This is a genomic window from Dictyobacter halimunensis, assembly GCF_036245075.1.
The window spans coordinates 156,791-177,726 of sequence record NZ_BSRI01000002.1 but is presented as its reverse complement, the minus strand read 5'-3'; the positions used below and the strand labels follow the sequence as shown (position 1 = coordinate 177,726).

18 protein-coding genes are annotated in these 20,936 nt (G+C 50.8%); 13 read left to right on the top strand and 5 right to left on the bottom strand.

The genetic code is table 11. From position 1 onward, the window contains the following. Positions 1-345: 345 nt before the first annotated feature. The 3 genes from AABA21_RS14845 (at position 346) to AABA21_RS14835 (ending at position 3,587) form a co-directional block, all read left to right on the top strand. On the top strand, positions 346-1,884 hold the full coding sequence (locus AABA21_RS14845) for a peptide ABC transporter substrate-binding protein (protein WP_338251367.1): 1,539 nt from the start codon (positions 346-348) through the stop codon (positions 1,882-1,884). A 210-nt stretch (positions 1,885-2,094) separates the two neighbouring features. Further along, positions 2,095-2,718, top strand: a complete 624-nt coding sequence (locus AABA21_RS14840; RefSeq protein ID WP_338251365.1) for a cyclodeaminase/cyclohydrolase family protein — start codon at positions 2,095-2,097, stop codon at positions 2,716-2,718. Further along, positions 2,715-3,587: a bifunctional 5,10-methylenetetrahydrofolate dehydrogenase/5,10-methenyltetrahydrofolate cyclohydrolase gene (locus AABA21_RS14835; RefSeq protein ID WP_338251363.1), complete on the top strand. Its 873-nt coding sequence runs from the start codon at positions 2,715-2,717 to the stop codon at positions 3,585-3,587. The genes AABA21_RS14840 and AABA21_RS14835 overlap by 4 nt, the downstream gene beginning before the upstream one ends. 83 nt (positions 3,588-3,670) lie before the next feature. Here the strand turns inward: AABA21_RS14835 and AABA21_RS14830 are convergent, their stop codons facing one another. The 3 genes from AABA21_RS14830 to AABA21_RS14820 form a co-directional block, all read right to left on the bottom strand. Further along, on the bottom strand, positions 3,671-5,143 hold the full coding sequence (locus AABA21_RS14830) for a sensor histidine kinase (protein ID WP_338251361.1): 1,473 nt from the start codon (positions 5,141-5,143) through the stop codon (positions 3,671-3,673). A 332-nt stretch (positions 5,144-5,475) separates the two neighbouring features. After that, positions 5,476-5,964 (bottom strand): hypothetical protein, encoded by a 489-nt coding sequence (locus tag AABA21_RS14825; protein ID WP_338251359.1) that lies wholly within the window; start codon positions 5,962-5,964, stop codon positions 5,476-5,478. A gap of 159 nt (positions 5,965-6,123) precedes the next feature. Further along, positions 6,124-6,774: a hypothetical protein gene (locus tag AABA21_RS14820; RefSeq protein ID WP_338251358.1), complete on the bottom strand. Its 651-nt coding sequence runs from the start codon at positions 6,772-6,774 to the stop codon at positions 6,124-6,126. 1,206 nt (positions 6,775-7,980) lie between these two features. On the opposite strand from AABA21_RS14820, the gene hemA reads away from it, so the two are divergent. Genes hemA through hemB form a run of 6 tightly spaced genes read left to right on the top strand, consistent with a single transcriptional unit; the run spans position 7,981 to position 14,216 of the window. After that, positions 7,981-9,342, top strand: coding sequence for a glutamyl-tRNA reductase (gene hemA / locus AABA21_RS14815; protein WP_338251356.1), 1,362 nt, complete (start codon positions 7,981-7,983; stop codon positions 9,340-9,342). After that, complete coding sequence (gene hemC / locus AABA21_RS14810; protein ID WP_338251354.1) at positions 9,248-10,249, top strand: hydroxymethylbilane synthase; 1,002 nt, start codon at positions 9,248-9,250, stop codon at positions 10,247-10,249. The genes hemA and hemC overlap by 95 nt, the downstream gene beginning before the upstream one ends. Then, the gene (locus tag AABA21_RS14805; RefSeq protein ID WP_338251352.1) at positions 10,242-11,138 is read left to right on the top strand and encodes a uroporphyrinogen-III synthase; all 897 of its coding nucleotides are present in this window, start codon (positions 10,242-10,244) and stop codon (positions 11,136-11,138) included. The genes hemC and AABA21_RS14805 overlap by 8 nt, the downstream gene beginning before the upstream one ends. Continuing rightward, positions 11,104-11,874 carry a chlorite dismutase family protein gene (locus AABA21_RS14800; RefSeq protein ID WP_338251350.1) on the top strand — a complete coding sequence of 257 codons (771 nt, stop codon included), beginning with the start codon at positions 11,104-11,106 and terminating at the stop codon, positions 11,872-11,874. The genes AABA21_RS14805 and AABA21_RS14800 overlap by 35 nt, the downstream gene beginning before the upstream one ends. Positions 11,875-11,902: 28 nt before the next feature. Beyond that, positions 11,903-13,207, top strand: a complete 1,305-nt coding sequence (gene hemL / locus AABA21_RS14795; protein ID WP_338251348.1) for a glutamate-1-semialdehyde 2,1-aminomutase — start codon at positions 11,903-11,905, stop codon at positions 13,205-13,207. A gap of 31 nt (positions 13,208-13,238) precedes the next feature. Further along, positions 13,239-14,216, top strand: a complete 978-nt coding sequence (hemB, locus tag AABA21_RS14790; protein ID WP_338251346.1) for a porphobilinogen synthase — start codon at positions 13,239-13,241, stop codon at positions 14,214-14,216. A 115-nt stretch (positions 14,217-14,331) separates the two neighbouring features. Here hemB and AABA21_RS14785 read toward each other — a convergent pair whose 3' ends face one another. Further along, positions 14,332-14,496, bottom strand: a complete 165-nt coding sequence (locus tag AABA21_RS14785) for a hypothetical protein (RefSeq protein ID WP_338251344.1) — start codon at positions 14,494-14,496, stop codon at positions 14,332-14,334. Positions 14,497-14,852: 356 nt separating this feature from the next. Between AABA21_RS14785 and AABA21_RS14780 the strand changes: the two genes are divergently transcribed. The 3 genes from AABA21_RS14780 (at position 14,853) to AABA21_RS14770 (ending at position 18,837) form a co-directional block, all read left to right on the top strand. Further along, positions 14,853-16,838, top strand: coding sequence for a glycoside hydrolase family 15 protein (locus AABA21_RS14780; RefSeq protein ID WP_338251342.1), 1,986 nt, complete (start codon positions 14,853-14,855; stop codon positions 16,836-16,838). 156 nt (positions 16,839-16,994) lie between these two features. Beyond that, on the top strand, positions 16,995-18,197 hold the full coding sequence (locus AABA21_RS14775) for a class I SAM-dependent rRNA methyltransferase (protein WP_338251340.1): 1,203 nt from the start codon (positions 16,995-16,997) through the stop codon (positions 18,195-18,197). Positions 18,198-18,375: 178 nt separating this feature from the next. Next, entirely contained in the window at positions 18,376-18,837 is a 462-nt protein-coding gene (locus tag AABA21_RS14770; RefSeq protein WP_338251338.1) for an SRPBCC family protein, read from the top strand. 102 nt (positions 18,838-18,939) lie between these two features. Here AABA21_RS14770 and AABA21_RS14765 read toward each other — a convergent pair whose 3' ends face one another. After that, positions 18,940-19,374 (bottom strand): SRPBCC family protein, encoded by a 435-nt coding sequence (locus AABA21_RS14765; RefSeq protein WP_338251336.1) that lies wholly within the window; start codon positions 19,372-19,374, stop codon positions 18,940-18,942. A 336-nt stretch (positions 19,375-19,710) separates the two neighbouring features. Here AABA21_RS14765 and AABA21_RS14760 point away from each other — a divergent pair, with 336 nt between their 5' ends. Beyond that, the gene (locus tag AABA21_RS14760; RefSeq protein WP_338251334.1) at positions 19,711-20,871 is read left to right on the top strand and encodes a hypothetical protein; all 1,161 of its coding nucleotides are present in this window, start codon (positions 19,711-19,713) and stop codon (positions 20,869-20,871) included. Positions 20,872-20,936 lie beyond the last annotated feature (65 nt).

Here is a 20,936-nt window from a genome sequence, read left to right as displayed (position 1 = left end):
TTGCAAAGATTGTGAAGACCTTACTTCTCGCAAGTAAGGTCTTTTTTTGTTGTTCAGCATAAATTATGGACGCCAGAATTGATAGGTGATAGATCCTATTTAACTATTAATTTGATCATCTCCTTTGTCATAACGGGTAACCTCCGGTATAATGGTCACAGCTATCTATGCTGTATCTTGCCTTGAGAGATAATTATGTCCTTATTGAATTGAGAACTGATAAAGAGAGGTTCTGGAATGCGCCATCGTTCCCTGTATATACACTCACACCGTCCTGGTGTTGCTCTCCTATTTATTTGTGTTGCGGTTCTGATATTGACGGGCTGTGGCGCTGGAAGCGGAACGATGCTGCTCACCAATGGCAAGCCAACCCTTGCAACGCAGCAGAATTTGACGATACCCCTGATTGGTATGACCGACGTTCCTTCTTTTAATCCAACCGATGAGCAAAATCCCAGTACAAAAATATTGATAAATATGCTCTATAGCGGCCTTGTCCGTACTGACGAGAATTTTCAGGTGATGCCAGATCAGGCGAGTTGGACGATCTCAGCCGATCAGGAACAGTACGTATTTCATTTAAAGCCGCAGCTTATGTTTGGAGATGGGACTCCTGTAACGGCTCAAAACTATGTTGATTCCTGGACATACGCAGCACGGCCAGCGAATCAATCACCACTGGTGACCAGCCTGATGTATGCTATTGTCGGTGCCCGTGATGTGCACGAGGGGCGTACACAAACCCTTGCAGGTGCCAGGGCTATTGATGATCACACGCTTCAGGTCACGTTAGACAGGCCAACGTCATACTTCCTGGCTGCACTGACCGATCCAATTTTTGCACCCATCAACCAGAAGTATCGAAATTCTTATAGCCATGAAAGAGAAGCCATTGCCGCAGCCCAAAAAGGACTTGGCACGGGACCTTTTGTAGTAAAGGATGTGACCGGTGCTGTGAAGATGACGCTGGTCCCTAATCTCCACTACTACGGACGTAAGCTGACGATTCAACAGGTCAATGCTTATTTCGTCAATGATCCCCGCGTTGCGTATATTGCCAATCGAGCTGGCCGTTATGACCTTGACTGGGACCTGGCGCAGCAGGATCAGTTGCCCGCGGTCAAACTGGCGGGCTTTATGCGCACCGAACAGCTACAGACTGACACGCTATTTTTTGATACCAGCAAGGCGCCTTTTACTTCTCTCTCCGTACGCCAGGCTTTTGCTCAGTCTCTCGATAAGCAGAACTTTGCTCACGCAATAATGCAAGACTCTGTGGCGCCGGCTGAAACACTATTCCCTCCATCTATGCCTGGCTACCAGCAGCAGCAGCCGATGTTTGCAGCTTCCAAAGCACGGCAGCTTTTAAAGGCCGTTTATCCCGATACGTCTAAATTTTCAACAGTAACGTTTACCTATCCTAATTCACAGGTCTCGCTTCAGATGGCTCAATCTCTGCAGGGTATGTGGCAGAAGTCTCTGGGTATTCAGGTCAATTTGAGACCGTTAGAGGATGATGCGTACCAGCAGGCTCTGGCCGATCATGATGTGCAATTTGGTTTTGTGTCCTGGAGTGCGCAGGTAGCTGATCCTTACTTCTTCGCGGAAAAATTCCTTGCCAACTCCGGACAAAATGTTTCGCAATGGCACAATGCTGATTATGATCACCTGGTAGCGCAGGCCGAAACGACCACTGATAAGAGCCGCTTGAGCTTATATCACGAGGCTGAACAGAAGCTTCTTTCCAACGCCATTATTATTCCGCTCGATCATCGGCAACTGGCTGCGTTAATTCCCAACTGGGTACGGGGAGTCTCGCTCAATAGTGACGGACTGTATTTTGGGAGCTGGTCTGATGTCGCCATTTTGAACCACAAGGAATAAATAAGTCATCACATACATGGACCCCTTCTTCGCCACCGGGTAAAGAAGGGGTCCATGTATGTTGTCTCACTCGACGTTAGCTTTGAGGGGATGTTAGAATGCAAGGGAGTATCCCAGCGAATAGGCTCTAGCTATCTGCATGCAGAAGTGAGCACAAGTATAACAGAGATGGCAGCTGGGATCGACTAAACAGAATTTGGAAGAGAGAACATGTATCTAGATAAACCGTTACAAGAATACGTGGATGATCTGGCCTCCTCAAAGTCCACGCCAGGAGGTGGGTCCACTGCTGCTTTAAGTGGAGCCATGGGTTCAGCACTGGCCTGTATGGTCTCCAGGTTGACACTGAGCAAAGCTGATTACGCGGATGTGCACCCCGAAATCGAAACGATCCTGACACAGACTGAGCAGTTGCGTACACGCTTTCAGGAGCTTATGCAGGCTGATATAGATGCTTATGGCAAGCTTTCCGCCAATTTTAAATTGCCACGTGGAACAGCTGAAGAGAAAACGGCCCGTACACAGGCTATTCAATCCGGACTTGTAGAGGCTGCCCTGGTACCGTTGGAAATGGTCGAGCGCGCCTCTGAACTGGTTCAGCATTGCCAGCGCATCGCAGAGATCGGTAACAAGAACGTCTTGAGTGATATCGCTACCGCGGCCATGATGGCTTCTGGAGCAGGTACAGGCGCAGCCTGGATGGTACGTGCCAATCTAAATTCTATGAAGGATGCCGAACGTATGAGTGCGTTGAACGGCCGCTTAAATGCTGCACTGGATACTATCCAGGCAGGTAGTCAGCGTGTGGTCGCGATTGTAGGAGAAAGAGCGTGACAGCAGCAATTCTCAATGGGCGTACAATGAGTGCCGAATTGAAAGATGAACTGCGCCAGGAAGTACAGCGTTACGAGCAGAGGTATGGGCATGTGCCTGGATTAGCCATTGTGCTTGTCGAAGGCGATGCCGCATCCGGCTTTTATAGCAAAGCCATTTTAAAGATCGCCAGAGAGATCGGGGCCGCAGCGCGCCTCGAATCCTTACCCGCGCAGACGACTGCCGAGGAACTGCGCGCCGCTTTGCTGAGACTGAACAGCGACGAGCGGGTGCACGGGATCATTGTGCAGATGCCCTTACCGGCCCACCTCCCTCAAGAACTGGTTGCAGATACCATTGCGCCCGAAAAAGACATTGATGGGATCAGTCCAATGAGTGCTGGTAATCTCTGCCTGGGTCTTCCTAGCTTTCAGCCATCTACCGCCGCGGCTGTGATAGAAATTTTAGAGCGCGGCAAGATTGAGCTAGAAGGCAAACACGTGGTTGTGCTGGGGCGCAGCAACGTGGTTGGTAAGCCGCTGGCTCTCCTCTTGCTCCAGAAAAACGCGACCGTCACGATCTGCCATTCGCGCACACCTGACCTGGCGTCTTTTACCAGGCAGGCCGATGTGCTGGTGGCAGCAGTAGGGCGTGCGACCATGGTCAAGGCTGAGATGGTACGCCCGGGGGCGACCGTCATTGACGTTGGTACCAACGCCTTACCAGAGGGTGGAATGGTCGGTGATGTAGATTATGCTGCTGTGCTGGAGGTTGCGGGCGCGATTACTCCCGTCCCAGGTGGCGTCGGCCCCTTAACCAATGCTTTGCTGTTCAAGCAATGTGTCGCCGCTGCCTGGCAACAGGCGGCTCAACATACAGATGCACATTAGGTGGCGTGATGTCCTGCATGTCATTGTTCATCTAGCAAACATGTGCTGTATTGAGAAGAGACCTTCCCAATACAGCACGCATATTATTCGGCCTGGGCCAGCGAAAACCAGAAGGTCGTCCCCTCCCCGGGAGTACTTTCCACACCAATCTCTCCATTGTGTTTCTCTATGATTGAGCGGCTGATATATAAACCGAGGCCAAAACCAACTCCTGATCCACTCAGCACTTCAGTATGCTGAACCCTATAAAAGCGCTCCCATATGTGCTGCTGATCTTCTTTTGTTATACCAGGACCACGATCATGGACAGCGATTCTGACTCTGGCACCTTCCATGTCGAGCGAAACCTCTACTGGTTGTTCTTCTGAACTATATTTGAGCGCATTTGAAAGATAATTCATGATGACCTGCTCAATATGATTACGATCCATAAGCACAAATACAGACATAGCAGAATCAGGAGCCTGTATTGTGCGGCGAGGACTTATCTGACGCTGCTGCTGCACTACCTCTTTGACGACGCTGTTAATGTCTATCCGCTCAAGGCTGGAGTCGAGCTTTTTATCCTGGATACGCGAGATATAGACGATATCATTGATCAGATGGGTCAGGCGGCGCACCTGGTTATCCGCGCGTGTCAGCAAGTGCTGCACTACCTCCATAGTACGCATATACTCTTCGAGGCTGATACTTGTTTTTTGCCTTTCTCGTGCAATGGTACGCAATAAAATCTGGATAGTCCCTTTAATGGTAGTTATAGGAGTTTTAAGCTCATGGGCTGTAAGACCTAAAAAATCGTTCATATGCCGCTCAGCTTCTGGTGAAACCTGCGCGGGTTCTGCTTTTCCGTGTTTGGAGGCAAGAGGGCCTGGATCCGATTGCTGATGCTGCTGGGAGGCGTGTTCAAATTGCTCATTGATAACAGTATGCAGCCGTGTACTGGTTCCAAATGCAGCATCAAAGCAGTCCATAATCTGTTCATCTTTTTCTTGATATAATTCCGGACTCGACCCGATCCACCGATGGCAGGTATGAATATAGTTAAAGAGTGCGACGAGAAATGTATAGTGTTTCCCCAATAGCCGGCGTAACTCCTTGTGGCATCTGCTTGATGCATGGGTATGCTGCAAAAAGAGATGAATGATACAGGAGAAGAATATCAGCTCGAGCTTTGGATCATCGTTTGGCCAGCTATCCAGAGCCTGAGATATGGTATGTAGCTGTTGAAGATGCTGATCAATTTGCTCTCCCGTAGGGAGTGGTGTTTGGAGCAAGGTAATAATTTCATGTTCAGCTACGCCATATCTGTTGAGCAAGATGCAATGGCTGCGCAAATCATAGGGAATATCACAAGAATACGATATATAAAGAAAAAATTTTTCTTTAAGTACAGGCGGAAGAGGATTATTGATATAGGTACTACGAGTTTGTTGCCATAATGCATCTAGCAGATCGGGGTCTGCCTGGACAGCCATAAAGACAGGAGGAATAAAGCCAAAATAATGCCTGATCTCGTCAAACACAGGATTTACTAATTTTTTATCAAGATTAGACATGCCAACCTCCCCACTAAAACATCGTAAGTAATAAACACCGAGTGCAATAAAGTAGAGTAAAGGTAACGATGATACAATTTACGGTGCTATAACGCTTATTGTTATTGGTGCATATTTATGTTGTGGAATGCTTTTTTGAAGACCATATCTATACTGATAGGTTCATGTTCCAGTCCTATCATGAGAGGTGGCGTCAGCTAATGTGACTGCCCCCTTTGTATGATAACGTTTGAGGCATGTTCCTTAGATGCATACTGAAAGTGTTAGCCAAGCATGCATCTAATGTGAAATGGTGGGATGATTGGATAAAGAGGATGTAGAAATGTTTACCATCAGGCTCTTCCAGATTGACGCCGCCGCGCCGCCGCGGCTTTCTTGCGCCGTTCGCGGCGATGGCGTATCTGGGTTGTTTGTTGCTTGACTGTACGCCCCTGTTGGTCCGTTTCGTCAGAAGCCGCTGCCTGGGAAGCTGTTGTGGACGCGCGGCGAGCACGACGGCGCGTAGCAGCCAGTGTCTGTAAAAGGATGAGCAGGAGCACGGCAGCCGCCAGGATCAGCACGATAGTGTAGAGAGGTACTACAATCGCCGCCATGGCATTGGGGAAAAGGCCTGTGGAGATGCCCAGGTTGAGAAGAAGGACAACACCAAGCAAACTATATTCTATGCCGGTTAAGATACCGACCTGTTTGTACCAGACTACTTTGTCGCCACGGGTACGCATTGCCCGCATGCGCCTCTGCCCCACATAGATGTTATAGAGTCCCATTGCAATAAAAAGGATACTAATAATGGCTGTAAAACGCGGATCGAGATGAATCATGCACTATTACTCCTGGATGGACAGTCCTGGAACTGGCTCAAGCACTCACCGCTTAAGCCAGCTCATCACATACTGTCAACGTTTTTATCAGAGGGTGTGCTGATATGATACAACTTTTTGACTGCGAGCGGAGTCTACTTTGACTCTTCGTTTGAGATGTTATATCCTGCTAACAGTCTGAGTAATAGTGGCCAGTGCGGTCGGATGTGGCAGTGACATGCGTGGCATTTTATACGTAAACACGATATAGAGGCCAAGCAGGCAAATGATGCACGCAATTACAAGTACCACTATCCAGAAGTCAGCATGCTGTTTATGATATGGCTTCCTCCGAATGTTGATCACTGAACTCGTGCTGGCTATGACAGCCTGCCTGAGAATATTCTGAATCGCCATCGCCTGTCCCTGTGTGAGCACCGGAGGGGTGCCAGGGGATGTTGCTGGCTTACCCGCTGCCTGCGTGATCGACGCTCGAGGAGGAGTTGTAGGCCGGCGTACTATTTCTACCCCGGACTCTGGTTCTACAATTGCCTGAGACTGTTGTTGAGACCTCTGGCTGGTAGGCGATACCACATTCGTAGCATCGGGTGTCATTCTCGAGCCATCAGGTGGATTGGGATCTGACGGTACAGATGTAGTGAGCTGATCGGCCGCATACCTCTGGGTCAGGGATAATTTTTTCGCAGGCTGAGCCTGCTGTCTGGTGGTGCGTGGTTGCTCGTTTTCCTGAGAAGGAGCAGCCTCTGCTGGTTTAAAGCCCGGTTGGCGAGGTGGCTTCTGCACGGAGTCAGACTGATCTGGTGAGAGCACAGGAGATTCCGGTAGCCGCGTCGAGGGAAGAGGCGTTAGCGGCGCGAAAGAATACCGAGGCCTGTTGGATGGGAGCGGCTTGCCTGGTATAGCCGGGAATGGCGTGATAGGTCCCTGCAGTACCGGACTATCTGATCTCTTTGAGAATGTGCCTTCGGGTTGAGAGGCTGATTTCTCACTACCCTGGAGCCTCGATCTTGACTGATGACTGGGTAGGTGAAATGCGGGTGGAGTCATGGGAGTCGGCTTTTTTGACTGCTGCTCCCTCACCTGGTTTGGATTTGATTGCCGCGTGGGAATAGGTAATCCAAAGCCACAACGGGGGCACACTTGAGCATTGGCTGGAACTTCAGAACGACAATTTTGGCAGAAAAGCATATACCTCACCTTTGATTGTATGATCCCCTTCAGAAAATACTCAGTGAGTTCAGAAGGGTCATGTGCTGAAATATATTTATATAATTTGATTTACCGATTTAGTATAGGATATTTGCATTAATAATAATGGATAATAACCCGTAAAGTAAATAAATGCCAGAGTTTTTGATGATGATGGGAAATTTGGGTATACAAAAGACGTTCTTATTGTTCTTTTTTAGAATGTATTTGACTTTCGTCGCTCTGGAGGCAAGTGAGCGCCGCCATACGCGCGTCCGCTGCGCGGATGCACCGGCTTATAAACTGACTCATGAGCACCGGAGGTGCAAAAGCTCAGGCAGGTCGCAGGCGATGAGGTGAAAGTGAGTACCTGCCTGTAGGGGTGGGGAAGCATTGGAAATAAAAGGGGACATAGGATAGACTGGAGAGGCCATCAGCCCGAGCGCGTACCACAGGAGGCATGCTCTTTTTTTCCCTCTGCGTTATCCTATGTATCTATGTTGATGTTGTATATGTATAGAATGGGTAACCCATGTAGTTGTGCCCAGGCTAGAATTTGTTGATTCAAGCGTTCCGTGTCAGGTTCGTTTTCTTCCCGAACATCAATACGGTATCCTGCTTCAAGCCAGGACAAGCCTGGCACCCACGGGTGCTGGTGGGCTAGAATGTAGTGGTTTTTTACTGGTGAGCATCAGCGTAAGCCAGAATGTACTATCGTATATAGGGTGTTCTCCTGATAAGATATCGGGCAACTCGGCCTTGACTAATGGCAAAAAAACGCTAAAATCTCTATAGACTATAAATTATCTAGAGGTTTATGAGGTTTGCATGCATATCATTGTTGTTGGCGTTGATCATACTACCGCCTCTATTGCATTGCGTGAGCGCCTCGCGTGTTCTGCGCGTTATATTCCGCAGCAGCTTCAGGCAGCGAGTACGGTTGCCAGTGAATGTGTTTTTCTCTCTACCTGTAACCGTGTTGAACTGTATGCAGTGTGTCAGGATGCTATTCAAGGGCGTATCAACCTACTTCGTATTCTGAGTGAGATGCGTCAGGTTGCTCTTGATGAATTAGAAGCTCATTGCTATTGTTTTATTGACGAACGTGCAACTGCGCATCTCTTCGGTGTTGCCACTGGCCTGTATTCCCTGGTTCCGGGCGAGCCCCAGATTCAAGGACAGGTGGTTGATGCACTGGAAATTGCGCAGGGAAGTGGCTATGCAGGTCCTGTAACATCCGCTCTCTTTCGGGCAGCGGTTGTAGCAGGAAAGCGGGCGCGCAGCGAAACTGGCATCAGTAAAAATGCAGCCTCATTAAGCCATGTCGCTGTTCAGCTTGCGCGTCACCTCTTACCGGATTTTCACCAGGCCAGTGTATTGCTGATCGGTTCCGGTAAAATGAGCGAACTGGCCGCCCGCAACTTAAAGGACAACGGGGCGCGTCAGATCGTCATTGTCAATCGTACCCAGGCTCACGCGACCGAGCTGGCGGAGTCGCTGCAAGCAACGCTACGACCCTTTCAAGAACTCACTGAAGCATTACTGGAGGCCGATGTCGTCATCAGCTCGACCAAAGCGCCGCATGCGATCCTTACGCCTGAAATAATGACACAGGTCATGCAGCAGCGCGGAGAGCGCTCCTTGTTGATGATTGACATTGCGCTACCACGAGATATAGATCCCGCTGTAGGAGCAATTCCAGATATCCATCTTTATAATCTTGATGATCTGCAATCTGAAGTAGAACGAGGAATACAGCTACGCTTATTAGAAACTGAACGCGTCCAGACGATTATTGAAGAAGAAGTTCAGTCCTTCCAGCGCTGGCTGGCCTCCCTCAGTGTTGTGGATACCATCAGCGATTTACGGCAAAAAGCTGACGAACTACGCCAGCAGGAATTAACGCGTATACTACGGCAGCTCTCCTCTACTCTCTCGGAACGAGAAGTAGCGGCTGTACAAGAACTGACAAAACGCCTTATGAATAAGCTATTGCATACGCCTATGTTACGACTGAAGGACGCGGCTGCGGCTGGTCAGGGACATGTTTATGCTGAAGCTATGCGCTATCTGTTTGATTTAGAAGAGAATAATCATGAGAGTGACCATCGGAACGCGAGCCAGCAAGCTCGCCATGACCCAGACCCAGTGGATTGTCCAGAGATTACATCAACAGTGGCCAAACCTTGACATTGTTATTGAGCAGATTCATACGACCGGTGACCGTGTTACGAGCGTGCCTCTCTCCCAGATTGGCAGTGATGGCGTGTTCGTTACCGAGATCGAGCGCGCTCTGCACGAGGGCCGCATCGATCTGGCCGTTCATAGCCTAAAGGATCTACCAACAGTACAGCCAGATGACTTACGGCTGGTGATTGTCGGCCCGCGTGAAGATGTACGTGATGTATTTGTGTCCCGCATCCCCTTTCAGATCAGCGAAGGGAGGCTGCGGCCAGTAGAAGCGTCTGCAGATCCTGCAGATGCATTGCGTATCGGCACCTGTAGCTTACGGCGTACCGCGCAGATTCGAGATCTGGCACCCCATGCCCAGATTCTATCGCTGCGAGGAAACGTAGATACGCGCCTGCGTAAGCTAGATGCTGGTGACTATGATGGCATCATTTTAGCCTCCGCGGGTCTGCACCGTTTAGGCATGCAGGAGCGACTGGCAGGAAGGCTGACGTACTTTCCTGTTGATAGCCTGCTGCCAGCCCCGGGACAGGGCGCCCTCGCCCTCGAATGCCGCGCTGATGATCGCATGCTAGAGTTGCTGGCTCCACTTCAGGATGAGCAGGTGCTGGCTACGACGACCGCCGAACGTATGTTTATGCGGCGTCTGGGGGCGGGCTGTTACCTGCCGGTGGCGGCGTACAGCACCATTAACGCACAGATACTGGAGATCGCCGGTATTGTGGCCAGCCTGGATGGCCTGAAACGTATCCGTGTACGACAATCGATCTCCTGGACAGAGCATTCTACCATAGCCGAGGCTGAACAGCTGGGTATTGCCCTGGCCGAGCAAGCGCTGGCCCAGGGTGCGCATGAAATCATTCAGGAGTTAGCCTTACCCCGAGATCGGGAGCGCCTCAATGTCTAAGTCAAGCATCGTCTCGCTACAGGGAAAACGCATCCTGGTGACTCGTACCAGGGAACAGGCCAGTGTTCTATGTGAACGCCTGCGTTCGCTGGGTGCTATTCCCATTGAATTCCCGACCATTCATATTGTGCCGCCAGAGGACTGGAAGGAACTGGACGGGGCCCTCCGGCGCTTATACGCGCATGATGGGTCCGCTTATGATTGGTTGATTTTGACCAGTGCCAACGGCGTGCATATCTGCATGCAGCGCCTGCAAACGCTCGGCTATGAGCCAGCAGACCTGCAAAATAATCAGGAGCTGCGGATCGCCACTATCGGTCCTGCAACCGCGGCCTCGCTGGCCCAATACGGAGTTACCGCTGACCTGATCCCCGACGAGTATATCGCCGAAGGGGTCATCACTGCACTTCAGCAAGATGCCGAGGCGCGTAAGATTTCCCTGGAGGGACAGCGCATCCTGCTTGCGCGCGCGGCCGAGGCGCGTAAGATCCTTCCCGCCGAGCTCCGCCAGTCCGGCGCACAGGTAGATGAAGTGCCCGCATACTATACCGTTCCTGTGGCACGGGATGATGAGCGCGGCCGCGAAGTAATACGCTTATTACAGCAAGGCCAGCTTGATATTTTGACTTTTACCAGTTCTTCTACTGTTCGCAATTTTGTCGCATGGCTACAAAGTTGTGCTGTTGATGGCGCCATCCCCGTGTTAGATGACGTAAAACAGCATGTACAGGTGGCCAGCATTGGTCCCATTACTTCACAGACCGCGCGTGAACTGGGCCTCAAGGTTGACATTGAGGCCACAGAATTCACCATCGAAGGGTTAGTGCAAGCAATAGTTTTATACGAGGAAAATCATGGTAGATCAAGTAACCACAACACATACAGATAATGTTTCTCAGACTGAGACGCAGGCCGCGCCATCCCAGCCGAAGCCAAAGCAACCCCGTCAGCTCGTTCGCTTTAGCTTCTATAAATTGGATCCGCAGTGGCAGCGCTTACCGGCGGACGTACGCGAGCAGGGCAAGCAGCAGCTCAAGCAGATTTATGCCGACTACGCCGCGCACGATGAGCTGATCCGCAGCTTTGCCCTTTACGGTGTACGCTCTGACGTAGATTTTATGATCTGGCAGGCGACCTATGACATCGAGCAGCTGCGCACCTTTAGCAGTCTGGTACGCCGCAGCATCATGGGGCCATACCTGCGTGAAGAGCGTTCGATGCTATCTATGACGAAGCGTTCCGTATACGTTGGAAAAAATGCCCGTGGCGCACATGATCCACGCCTGGTAATTACGCCTGAAGATAGAAAATATCTGTTTGTCTACCCATTCGTGAAGACGCGTCCCTGGTATGCGCTGCCCATGGAAGACCGCAAGCGCATGATGGGCGAGCACATCCGAGTAGGCCTCAAATATCCGAGCGTCTCTCTGAACACGACGTATTCGTTTGGTATCGACGACCAGGAATTCGTGGTAGCCTTTGAAACCGACAACCTCTCGGACTTCCTGGATCTGGTACAGGAACTGCGTGAGACCGAGGCCAGCATGTACACGTTGCGCGACACTCCCATGTACACCTGCATTGCCGAGCCATTTGCCGATATTCTAGATGCGCTTGGTGCCTAGCAAGATAGGGCTGATAGGGAGAGATTACATGCTCACAACAAATTCTGAAACCTTTTCGCAGGAGCGTTCGCATCAGCTGTACCAAGAGGCGCAGCAACTCCTTCCTGGAGGCGTAAATAGTCCGGTGCGCGCCTTTCGAGGGGTGGGTGGTGATCCCGTGTTCATTGAGCGCGCGGACGGTCCATATCTCTATGATGTAGATGGGCACCGCTATCTGGATTATGTACAATCCTGGGGCCCTATGATTCTGGGCCATACACATCCAGCGGTGTTAGATGCTGTGCAGGCGGCCGCCCGCCATGGCTTTAGCTTTGGCGCCCCCACAGAGGCCGAGAGCCAGCTGGCGCGCCTGGTTATCGATAGCGTCCCCTCGGTTGAGATGATTCGCTTCGTGAACTCCGGTACAGAGGCGACCATGAGTGCGTTGCGCCTGGCACGCGCCTATACTGGACGCGACAAAATTATCAAGTTTAGCGGTTGCTATCACGGACACGCCGATATGCTGCTGGTGCAGGCCGGCTCGGGCGTAGCAACGATGGGACTGCCAGATAGTCCAGGCGTCCCTGCGCAGACGACGCAGAACACTCTGACCGCCGATTATAACAATGCCGCTGAAGTAGAGCAGCTCTTTGCCAGTTATCCTGATGATATCGCGGCTGTAATCGTTGAACCGATTGCCGCCAATATAGGACTGGTTCCACCCGTAGCGGGCTTTCTGGAAAAGCTACGCGAATTGACGCAGAAGTATCATGCCGTCTTGATTTTTGATGAAGTCATGACCGGTTTCCGTGTTGCTCTGGGTGGCATGCAAGAGCGCGTCAAGATCACGCCTGACCTGACCTGTTTTGGCAAAATTATTGGAGGTGGTTTACCTGTAGGCGCCTATGGTGGTCGCAGAGAGATCATGGAGATGGTAGCGCCGGCAGGACCCATGTACCAGGCCGGCACGCTCTCTGGCAATCCACTGGCCATGGCGGCAGGAATCGCCACGCTCAGCGAGCTACGCAAGGCTGGCCAATATGAAGCATTAGAAAGAAAAGGACAGCGATTAGAGGAAGGTTTCAACAAAGCCTTGCAGGACAACAATGTTGAGGCAACCTTTCAACGTATTGGTGCCATGTTCTGCCTCTACTTCGCACGCGAAGCCGTTGTAGATTATCCCAGCGCGAAGCGTTCAGACACACAACGGTTTGCCCGTTACTTCTGGAGTATGTTGAAGCGCGGTATCTACCTTCCTCCTTCTCAATTTGAGTCCTGTTTTATCTCACTTGCGCTTAATGACGATATGATCGAAGAGACCATCCAGGCAGCGGCTGCGAGTGTGAATGCATAAGAGTAGTAAGTTAGGAGAGGATTCGGAAGTGATGAATAATTTTCCGCATGTACGTTTACGCCGCTTGCGTCAAAACGAAACAATACGCAGCCTGGTACGAGAGACCCACCTGCGGGTGGACCAGTTAATCTATCCCATGTTTATTGCCGAGGGAGCACAGGAGCCGCAGAAGATAGCCTCTATGCCAGGTATCATGCAATGGCCACTGGAACAAGTGACTCGGGAGGCCAGGCGCATCGCTGATCTGGGCATCCCGGCCATTCTGCTCTTTGGCATCCCCAATGAGAAAGATGCCGTTGGTTCACAGGCCTATGCCGAGCACGGCGTCATTCAGGAGGCCATTCGTCGTTTGAAGGCTGAGGTGCCGGAACTGCTGATCATTACCGATGTCTGCCTGTGTGAATACACCGACCATGGGCACTGTGGAGTTATCCATAATGGCACCGTTCAAAACGATGAGTCCCTGAATTTGCTAGCCCAGATGGCCCTCTCTCATGTGGAAGCGGGCGCGGATATTGTGGCTCCCTCAGATATGATGGATGGCCGGGTTGGGGTGTTGCGTCATATGCTCGATGAGCATGGTTTTAACCAGACCCCGATCATGGCGTACTCGGTCAAATACGCTTCAGGCTTTTATGGTCCATTCCGCGAAGCAGCCGGTTCTGCGCCCCAGTTTGGGGACCGGCGAGCGTACCAGATGGACCCGGCCAATGTGCGTGAAGCCTTACGGGAGCTTGAGCAGGATATCAACGAAGGGGCCGACATGGTCATGGTCAAGCCTGCCCTGTCCTATCTAGACGTTATCCGTCAGGTACGAGATCATTGTGATCTGCCCGTGGTGGCATACAATGTCAGCGGTGAATACTCGATGGTCAAGGCAGCCGCTCAGAACGGCTGGATCGATGAGCAACGCATCGTCATGGAATTATTGACGAGCATTCGACGCGCGGGCGCGGACATGATTATTACCTACTTTGCCCCCGACGTAGCGCAATGGCTCCGTAGCTAAAATATGATGAATATGCTATAGTAGCGAAGAAAGACAGCGCTGGTTATCAGTGATAGCCAGCGCTACTATTATAGGGGAAGACAGCGCCGGATATTCTATACCAGCGCTGCTATTGTTATATCGGTCGCTTCATTTTGCTGGCGATCAAACGACACAGGCCCGCGAACAGTAAGGCTTTGCTGGCCTCACCCATGACCGTGGCGATCAGGCCGAGTGTCAGACCAATGGTGATTCCGATTCTACCCGCGGGGTGCCGCATCATTTGTTGGAGTGCTCGCATGTATGGCCGCCCTTTTATACTAATAGTAGTTGTCTATAGCATGGATAGCCTGGCTCTTCCGTAGGGTTTGTTGACGAAATCCTACTAAAAGTAAGGTAGCATATATGGGCTATCGCTGTCCATAGGAAACAGCAAAAAAAATGATCGTTGTACGTATAGTGCACCTCTGTAAGCGCCTTTAAAAGCTAAAAGATTAAAAAAAGAAAATCCTTTAAAATCCTGTTACTATTCCATGTGCTGTAGCGTTTTTCTTTGGTATAAGGCTCCTATCCTTATTAAGGATTTTTTAAGGAAATTTTAATAGTTTTCTAAGGGTGTTGTAATCGCAAAGTTTTTAAAGAGAGAAGTGTTGTGTAATGGTTGGGATGAACGAACTCAATCGCACATATCTGCCGATTAATTCGTATGGCGTCATCGGGGACTGCCATTCAGCGGTACTTGTATCGCCAGACGGGTCGGTAGACTGGGGATGTCTACCGGACTTTGATAGCCCGGCCATCTTTTGTCGTTTGTTAGATGCGGAGCGCGGGGGCTACTTCCAGATCGCACCAACGGAAGGAAACATTCCTGGCTCGCAACGCTATCTGCGCGGAAGTAACGTGTTACAGACACGTTTTGCCAGCATCGCGGGTGAGATTGTCCTTACGGATTTCATGCCGGTTGAAACGCTGAGTGCATGGCCGTATAAAGCGATGAACAATAATACCTGGACCCGCGAAGACGGTTCCTGCCATTGTCTGGTGCGCATCGTTGAATGCGTCCACGGAGAAATGTCGGTTACCATGAAGTTGAAGGTCAGCCCGAACTACGCAGCCGATCCCTGCGCGGTTGAACTGATTCCTGAGCATCTGGGTGCCTTTATCTCCAGTGGTAAGCAACACGTGGCCCTGGCAATTGTGGGAGCGCCCTTGCTGCCCTCATATACCGTGCAGGTGGCACAAGAAAATAATGAGGCTCATGCTACAATCGTCGCGCAGGTAACACTGCGTGAGGGGGAGCGTCTCTTATTCGCTGTTGGTATGGGGCGAACGGCTCAATCAGCCAGACGGCTGGTAGAAGAAGAATTGCCAACCCGTAACTTCGATGCTGAATTAGCGCATACCCTTCATGCCTGGCGCAAATGGATCGCAGGGAGTAGCTACCAGGGTCCGTATGCCGAGTGGGTTGAGCGCAGCGCGCTTGCGCTAAAGCTCATGACATATGCTCCCACTGGAGCCATTGTCGCGGCACCAACCACATCGCTACCTGAAGACATAGGGGGAGTACGCAACTGGGATTATCGCTTTACCTGGTTACGCGATGCTACCTTTACTTTGTATGCTTTTAATGTACTGGGCTTCACTGAAGAAGCGCGTGCCTTTACCCATTGGTTGCGTCGCCTCTCTTACGCAAACGGTGAAGATCTACAGATTATGTATGGTATTCGTGGCGAGCGAGATTTAACGGAATTTGAATTACACCATCTGAGCGGCTATTGCAACTCGAGTCCGGTGCGTATCGGCAATGGCGCGGCTGAACAGAAACAGATGGATGTGTTTGGTGAAGTATTAGACTGTATCCATCTCTATCGGCGACAGGGATGTTTTGAGCGCTATGGTGAGACACTAGAAGGGCCTTTATGGTCAATGATGCGCACGCTGGTAGATCATGTGTGTGCTCACTGGCAGGAGCCTGATAGTGGCATCTGGGAGGTGCGTGGTGGATTACGTCATTTCGTCTATTCCAAGGTCATGTGCTGGGTAGCCCTGGATCGTGGTATTCGAGCGGCTGAGCAAATGCATCTGGAGGCCGACCTGGCGCGCTGGATCGCCGTACGTGACCACATCAGAGCGGATATCCTGATGAATGGGTATGATACCAACCTGGGAGCATTTACACAGTCATATGGGGATGCCACCCTGGATGCATCAAATCTGTTGCTGCCGCTGGTTGGGTTTATCGCGCCCGATGATCCACGTATGCGTTCGACGGTTGACCGCACGATTGAGCAACTCACTGATGAACATGGTTTTGTTTATCGTTATCATGCTGAGGATGGTCTGGATGGTTCCGAAGGAACCTTTGGCATCTGCACGTTCTGGTTAGTTGATAATCTAGCTATGCAAGGGCGCATAGATGAGGCTCGCTCGCTGTTCGAGCGTTTATTAACCTATGCAGGGCGACTGGGACTCTTTTCTGAGGAGATCGATTCTGTAAATAGTACAGCTCTAGGAAATTATCCACAGGCCTTTACCCATATAGCTCTTATCAATAGTGCCAATAACCTAAGAAAAGCAGAAATTCGCATGGCCGAGCAACATACGGATCCACTGATTGCCGCAATTCGTTTGCAGCAACAATAAGTACTGACTATCTTTATTATTCCCGCAATTATTCATTTTTTTCTGAGGGGACGCTCCTGAAGCGTCCCCCTCTCTGTTTTGGCGCGCTTGTCTATCTATGCGATAATGAGCCAGGATGACATGTATGCAAGTATGGATGAAGGAGTATGTGGTCTAGTGTCTGCGATTCATTACCCCGCCACGAGTTTAAAACCGCGACGCGATGAAAGTTTATTAAACGGGCATCTGTGGATCTTCTCGGGAGCCCTGCAACAACCGCCCCACTGGGTTGAAAACGGTGGTGTCCTGGATGTAAAATCGGCCACCGGCCAGTTTATTGCCCGCGGCTATTATAATTCGAACACAGATATCGCGATTCGTATCTTGACGCGCGATGTCGAAGAAGATATTGATCTTGATTTTTTACGGCGCCGCATCCGCAGCGCGCAGTCCTTGCGCGAGGTGTTTGATCCCACGCGCACGAATGCGTATCGCCTGATTAATTCCGAAGGTGATGGATTGCCCGGACTGGTGGTGGATCGTTACGCTGATATTCTGGTGGCCCAGATCCACACAGCGGGGATGGAGCGACTGCGTCCATTGTTGATCGAGGCGCTCATGCAGGAGACGGGGGCCCGTGGCATTCTGCTGCGCAACGATGGTCAGTCACGTCGGCGAGAAGGTTTAGAGATCGAGGAACCCAAAGTCGTTGCGGGTGATGTTCCCGAGCAGGTGCAGGTGCACGAAAATGGCGTCTCATTTTTCGTTGATTTCTGGCAGGGACAGAAGACAGGCTTTTTTCTGGATCAGCGCGATAAACGAGAGGCTCTGCGTAAATATACCCGTGGCAAGCGAGTGCTTAATTGCTTCAGTTACACAGGTGGCTTCTCTGTATATGCGGCTTTGAACACGCCGCCCGCTCAGGTTACCAGTGTCGATATCTCCGCACCGGCCATAGAGGCCTCGCGCCAGATCTTTACCATGAACGGTCTAGATTGTTCTCCTCATCAGTTTCTTGTCTCCGATGTCTTTGATTATCTAGCAGAGGCTCGTGACGGGGGCGAGCTCTTTGATGCGGTAGTATTAGACCCACCGGCTTTCGCCAAGTCACAGGGAGCCCGTGCACAGGCCCTCAAAGCCTATCGCAGGCTAAACCTGCTTGGGATGCAGGTGTTGAAACCAGGGGGGATCCTGCTAACCTGCTCCTGTTCTGGCGTGGTTGGGATGGATGATCTATTAGGGGCTGTAGCGCTGAGCTCGCAACGCCTGCACCGTTCGGTACAATTGCTTGAGTCCTACACCCATGGTGTGGACCATCCTATTCATTTAGCTATGCCCGAGACGGCGTATCTCAAATCAGTCTTCTGCCGCGTGCAATAAGGTGCAGCCAGCCGCGATCAAGCGGTGTTTTCGGATGTTTTTTATTGCATGATAAGATGATAGTGCCTGTAACGTTTGCCGGTCAATAAATCAGTCTGTGGTATGATTTAGATCTGTGTTGATATGCGCCACGAGCTACACGTGGTGAAATATCCTGGTTGAAAGGTAGTTGTTCACTATGGAATTCTCTGGTTCACAAACGATTGCCGCCCCTATCGAGACGGTATGGGCATATTTGCTGGATGTTAACAAAGTTGCTGCCTGCGCTCCCGGTTTTCAGAGCCTGGAGGTTATTGAGCCCGAGCACTGGAAAGCTCTGGTCTCGGTTGGGGTTGGTCCCGTGAAGGCAAAATTTACGCTGGACGTCACTCGACCAGAAATGGTTGAACCCGAAAAGATGATTGTGAAAGCCCGTGGAAAAGCGCCCGGAAGCACTGTAGACCTATCTGGCAATATGAACCTGACATCGTTGGATGCTAACCAGACGCAAATGGATTGGAAAGCCAATGTCGTCGTCGGGGGAACGCTGGCCAGTGTGGGTGCCAGACTGATGAGCAGTACGGCAGAAAAGCTTACCGGGCAATTTTTTTCGTGTCTGAAAGCTAATCTGCAGTCACCTCAGGAGACAAAAGCCGAGTAGAGGCGGAGCATAATGTGGCCCAAAAGGAGGAGCGTCGTTGCGCATCATACGATGCGCGACGACGCTCCTCCTTTTGGATGAAATACGCTTGTAATATGAATATTAGGCGATATTCTTTTCCAGATTTTTGAAGAAGCTGCTGAGTGAGTTCTTCACAATGCCCTGGCCAAGGGGGTTGCTGGCGATAGAAACAGGGCCTTCGAGCTCCGCATTTCCATTGTAGGTGAGCAGGGCACCGTCGGCCTCGTCAACCAGGCTGATCTGAGCAACGGCGTTGATCGAACCGCCTTTGCCCTGGCGCAGGAGCTGCAGCTCAAGATAGCTGGGGTCCTGACGGCGCACGATATTGAGATTGAGGCCATAAGGTCCGCGCAGGCCGGGCAAAGATGTAGTAATCTCAACATAGAGAGTATTGGGATTCTCATAGCTAACGCTATTGGCACCTGGGATACTGGCTTTCAGTACCGCAGGATTGAGAATTGCATTGAAAACTTGAACGCTGCTGGCTTTGAATTTATGTGTTCCGCTGAGCTTCATGTAGGAAAAATCCTTCCTCTTTTTTGAAATATGACGTCCCGCCACGTCTGTTAGACGAACGCATTTATATGCGTTTGTGTCGATCTATCCGATCAGGCACTATTGTAGCGGTTTCTCCCGATACTTTCAAGTGGGAAGATAGAAACATGCCAAATTTCCTAGCTTGCTTCTTATACATGTAAGATATATTTAACTATATGTTCTTTTAACGTTAATAAGTAAAATATGCTATAGATAGCGGTAAGTATATATTTCTGTGATATAATGCCTCTGTGTATCTTAAATTGTATTGTATAATCAAAAGAAGTGTGTTATATATCGGGAGCTGTGATGATTTTGAACGAAGAACATAATGAGCAAAATCAGCAAGCATGGTCCTCTCGTGTAGCACGGGAGCGGCAAGGCCTCTCTGTTTCTGTTGAGGAAACAATGGGGGATGCCTCTTCAGGGGAATTGGGCTGGCCGGAAGACGATGAGCATGGAATGACAAATTATACGCAGTCAGTTCATGAACCATCGTTGGTGCCGCCACGCCTGCGCTTACAATCCAGAGCGATTGCGGCGATCCAGCCTGAAGGGGATGCTGTTGTTGATGCAAGCTCATATACTGGTGTTTCTTCTGGTGAAGTGGAAGAGGGGAAGCTCAATACCGCAACACAGAATACGAACATACTGATGCGTTTCGCGCAACGCCTGACTTCGTCTTTTGGGGCCTTGAACGGTCCCTTCCCGGCGGAAGAGGCATCTACTGAATTGGACTTTGGCCGGCCTGTTGCTGTGGGGATGAAAGCTTCTGCCCTGGCAGCCATTGCGGATGTAGAGGTATGCACCGCCTCAACCATAACCGGGTCAATGCCTCCGGCACCGAAGAAGTCCCCTGCCACGGTGAAGGACGCACATGGCCGGCAACGCCTGGCCGGTCGGACCACGCGTATTCGCCTGGAAGTAGTGCCCAATCCTGCTGCTCAGAAGAATAAGCCCGCGCGAACAACGCACGGGCAGAACAGTGACAAGGCGGTTGAAGAGGTAGAGCAAAAAGATTTTGTAGAGCAAAAATCTTTTTTCGATCTGCAAGATAGTACTACTACAGGGATGCACCTTCCTGTACACCAGCTACGGCGTGAAGAGGCCGGTTCAACCAGTGTGCATCTTCCCACTGTAAATGCAAAAAAGGGAGAGACGTCTAACGGCAATCGTTTATCAGCGGCAGAAAAGGAAATGCCGAGATTTGAGACCACGGGCGCGCTAAAGCGCGCTACCCAGGGGAGCTTATCCGGAACCGCTTTTTTCGCTCCTGGGCAAAGGGAGGCCACGGTCGCTAACCCGCATATTACGGCGGCCAGCGTGGTACTGGTCACGCTGACCTCAAATCCGGGCCCTGTCGTGGTTCAATACGTCTCGTTGCAGCCGCAGATGGGTTTTACTGTACATCTGACGGCACCTACCTCGATGCATACCTCGTTTAACTATATCGTATTATTAGGTGAACTGTTTTAGATCGCGCACCTGGCTACAGTATCATGGAAGGGTGTGGATGGGTTAGCCGCAGGGCTAGCCCTTTT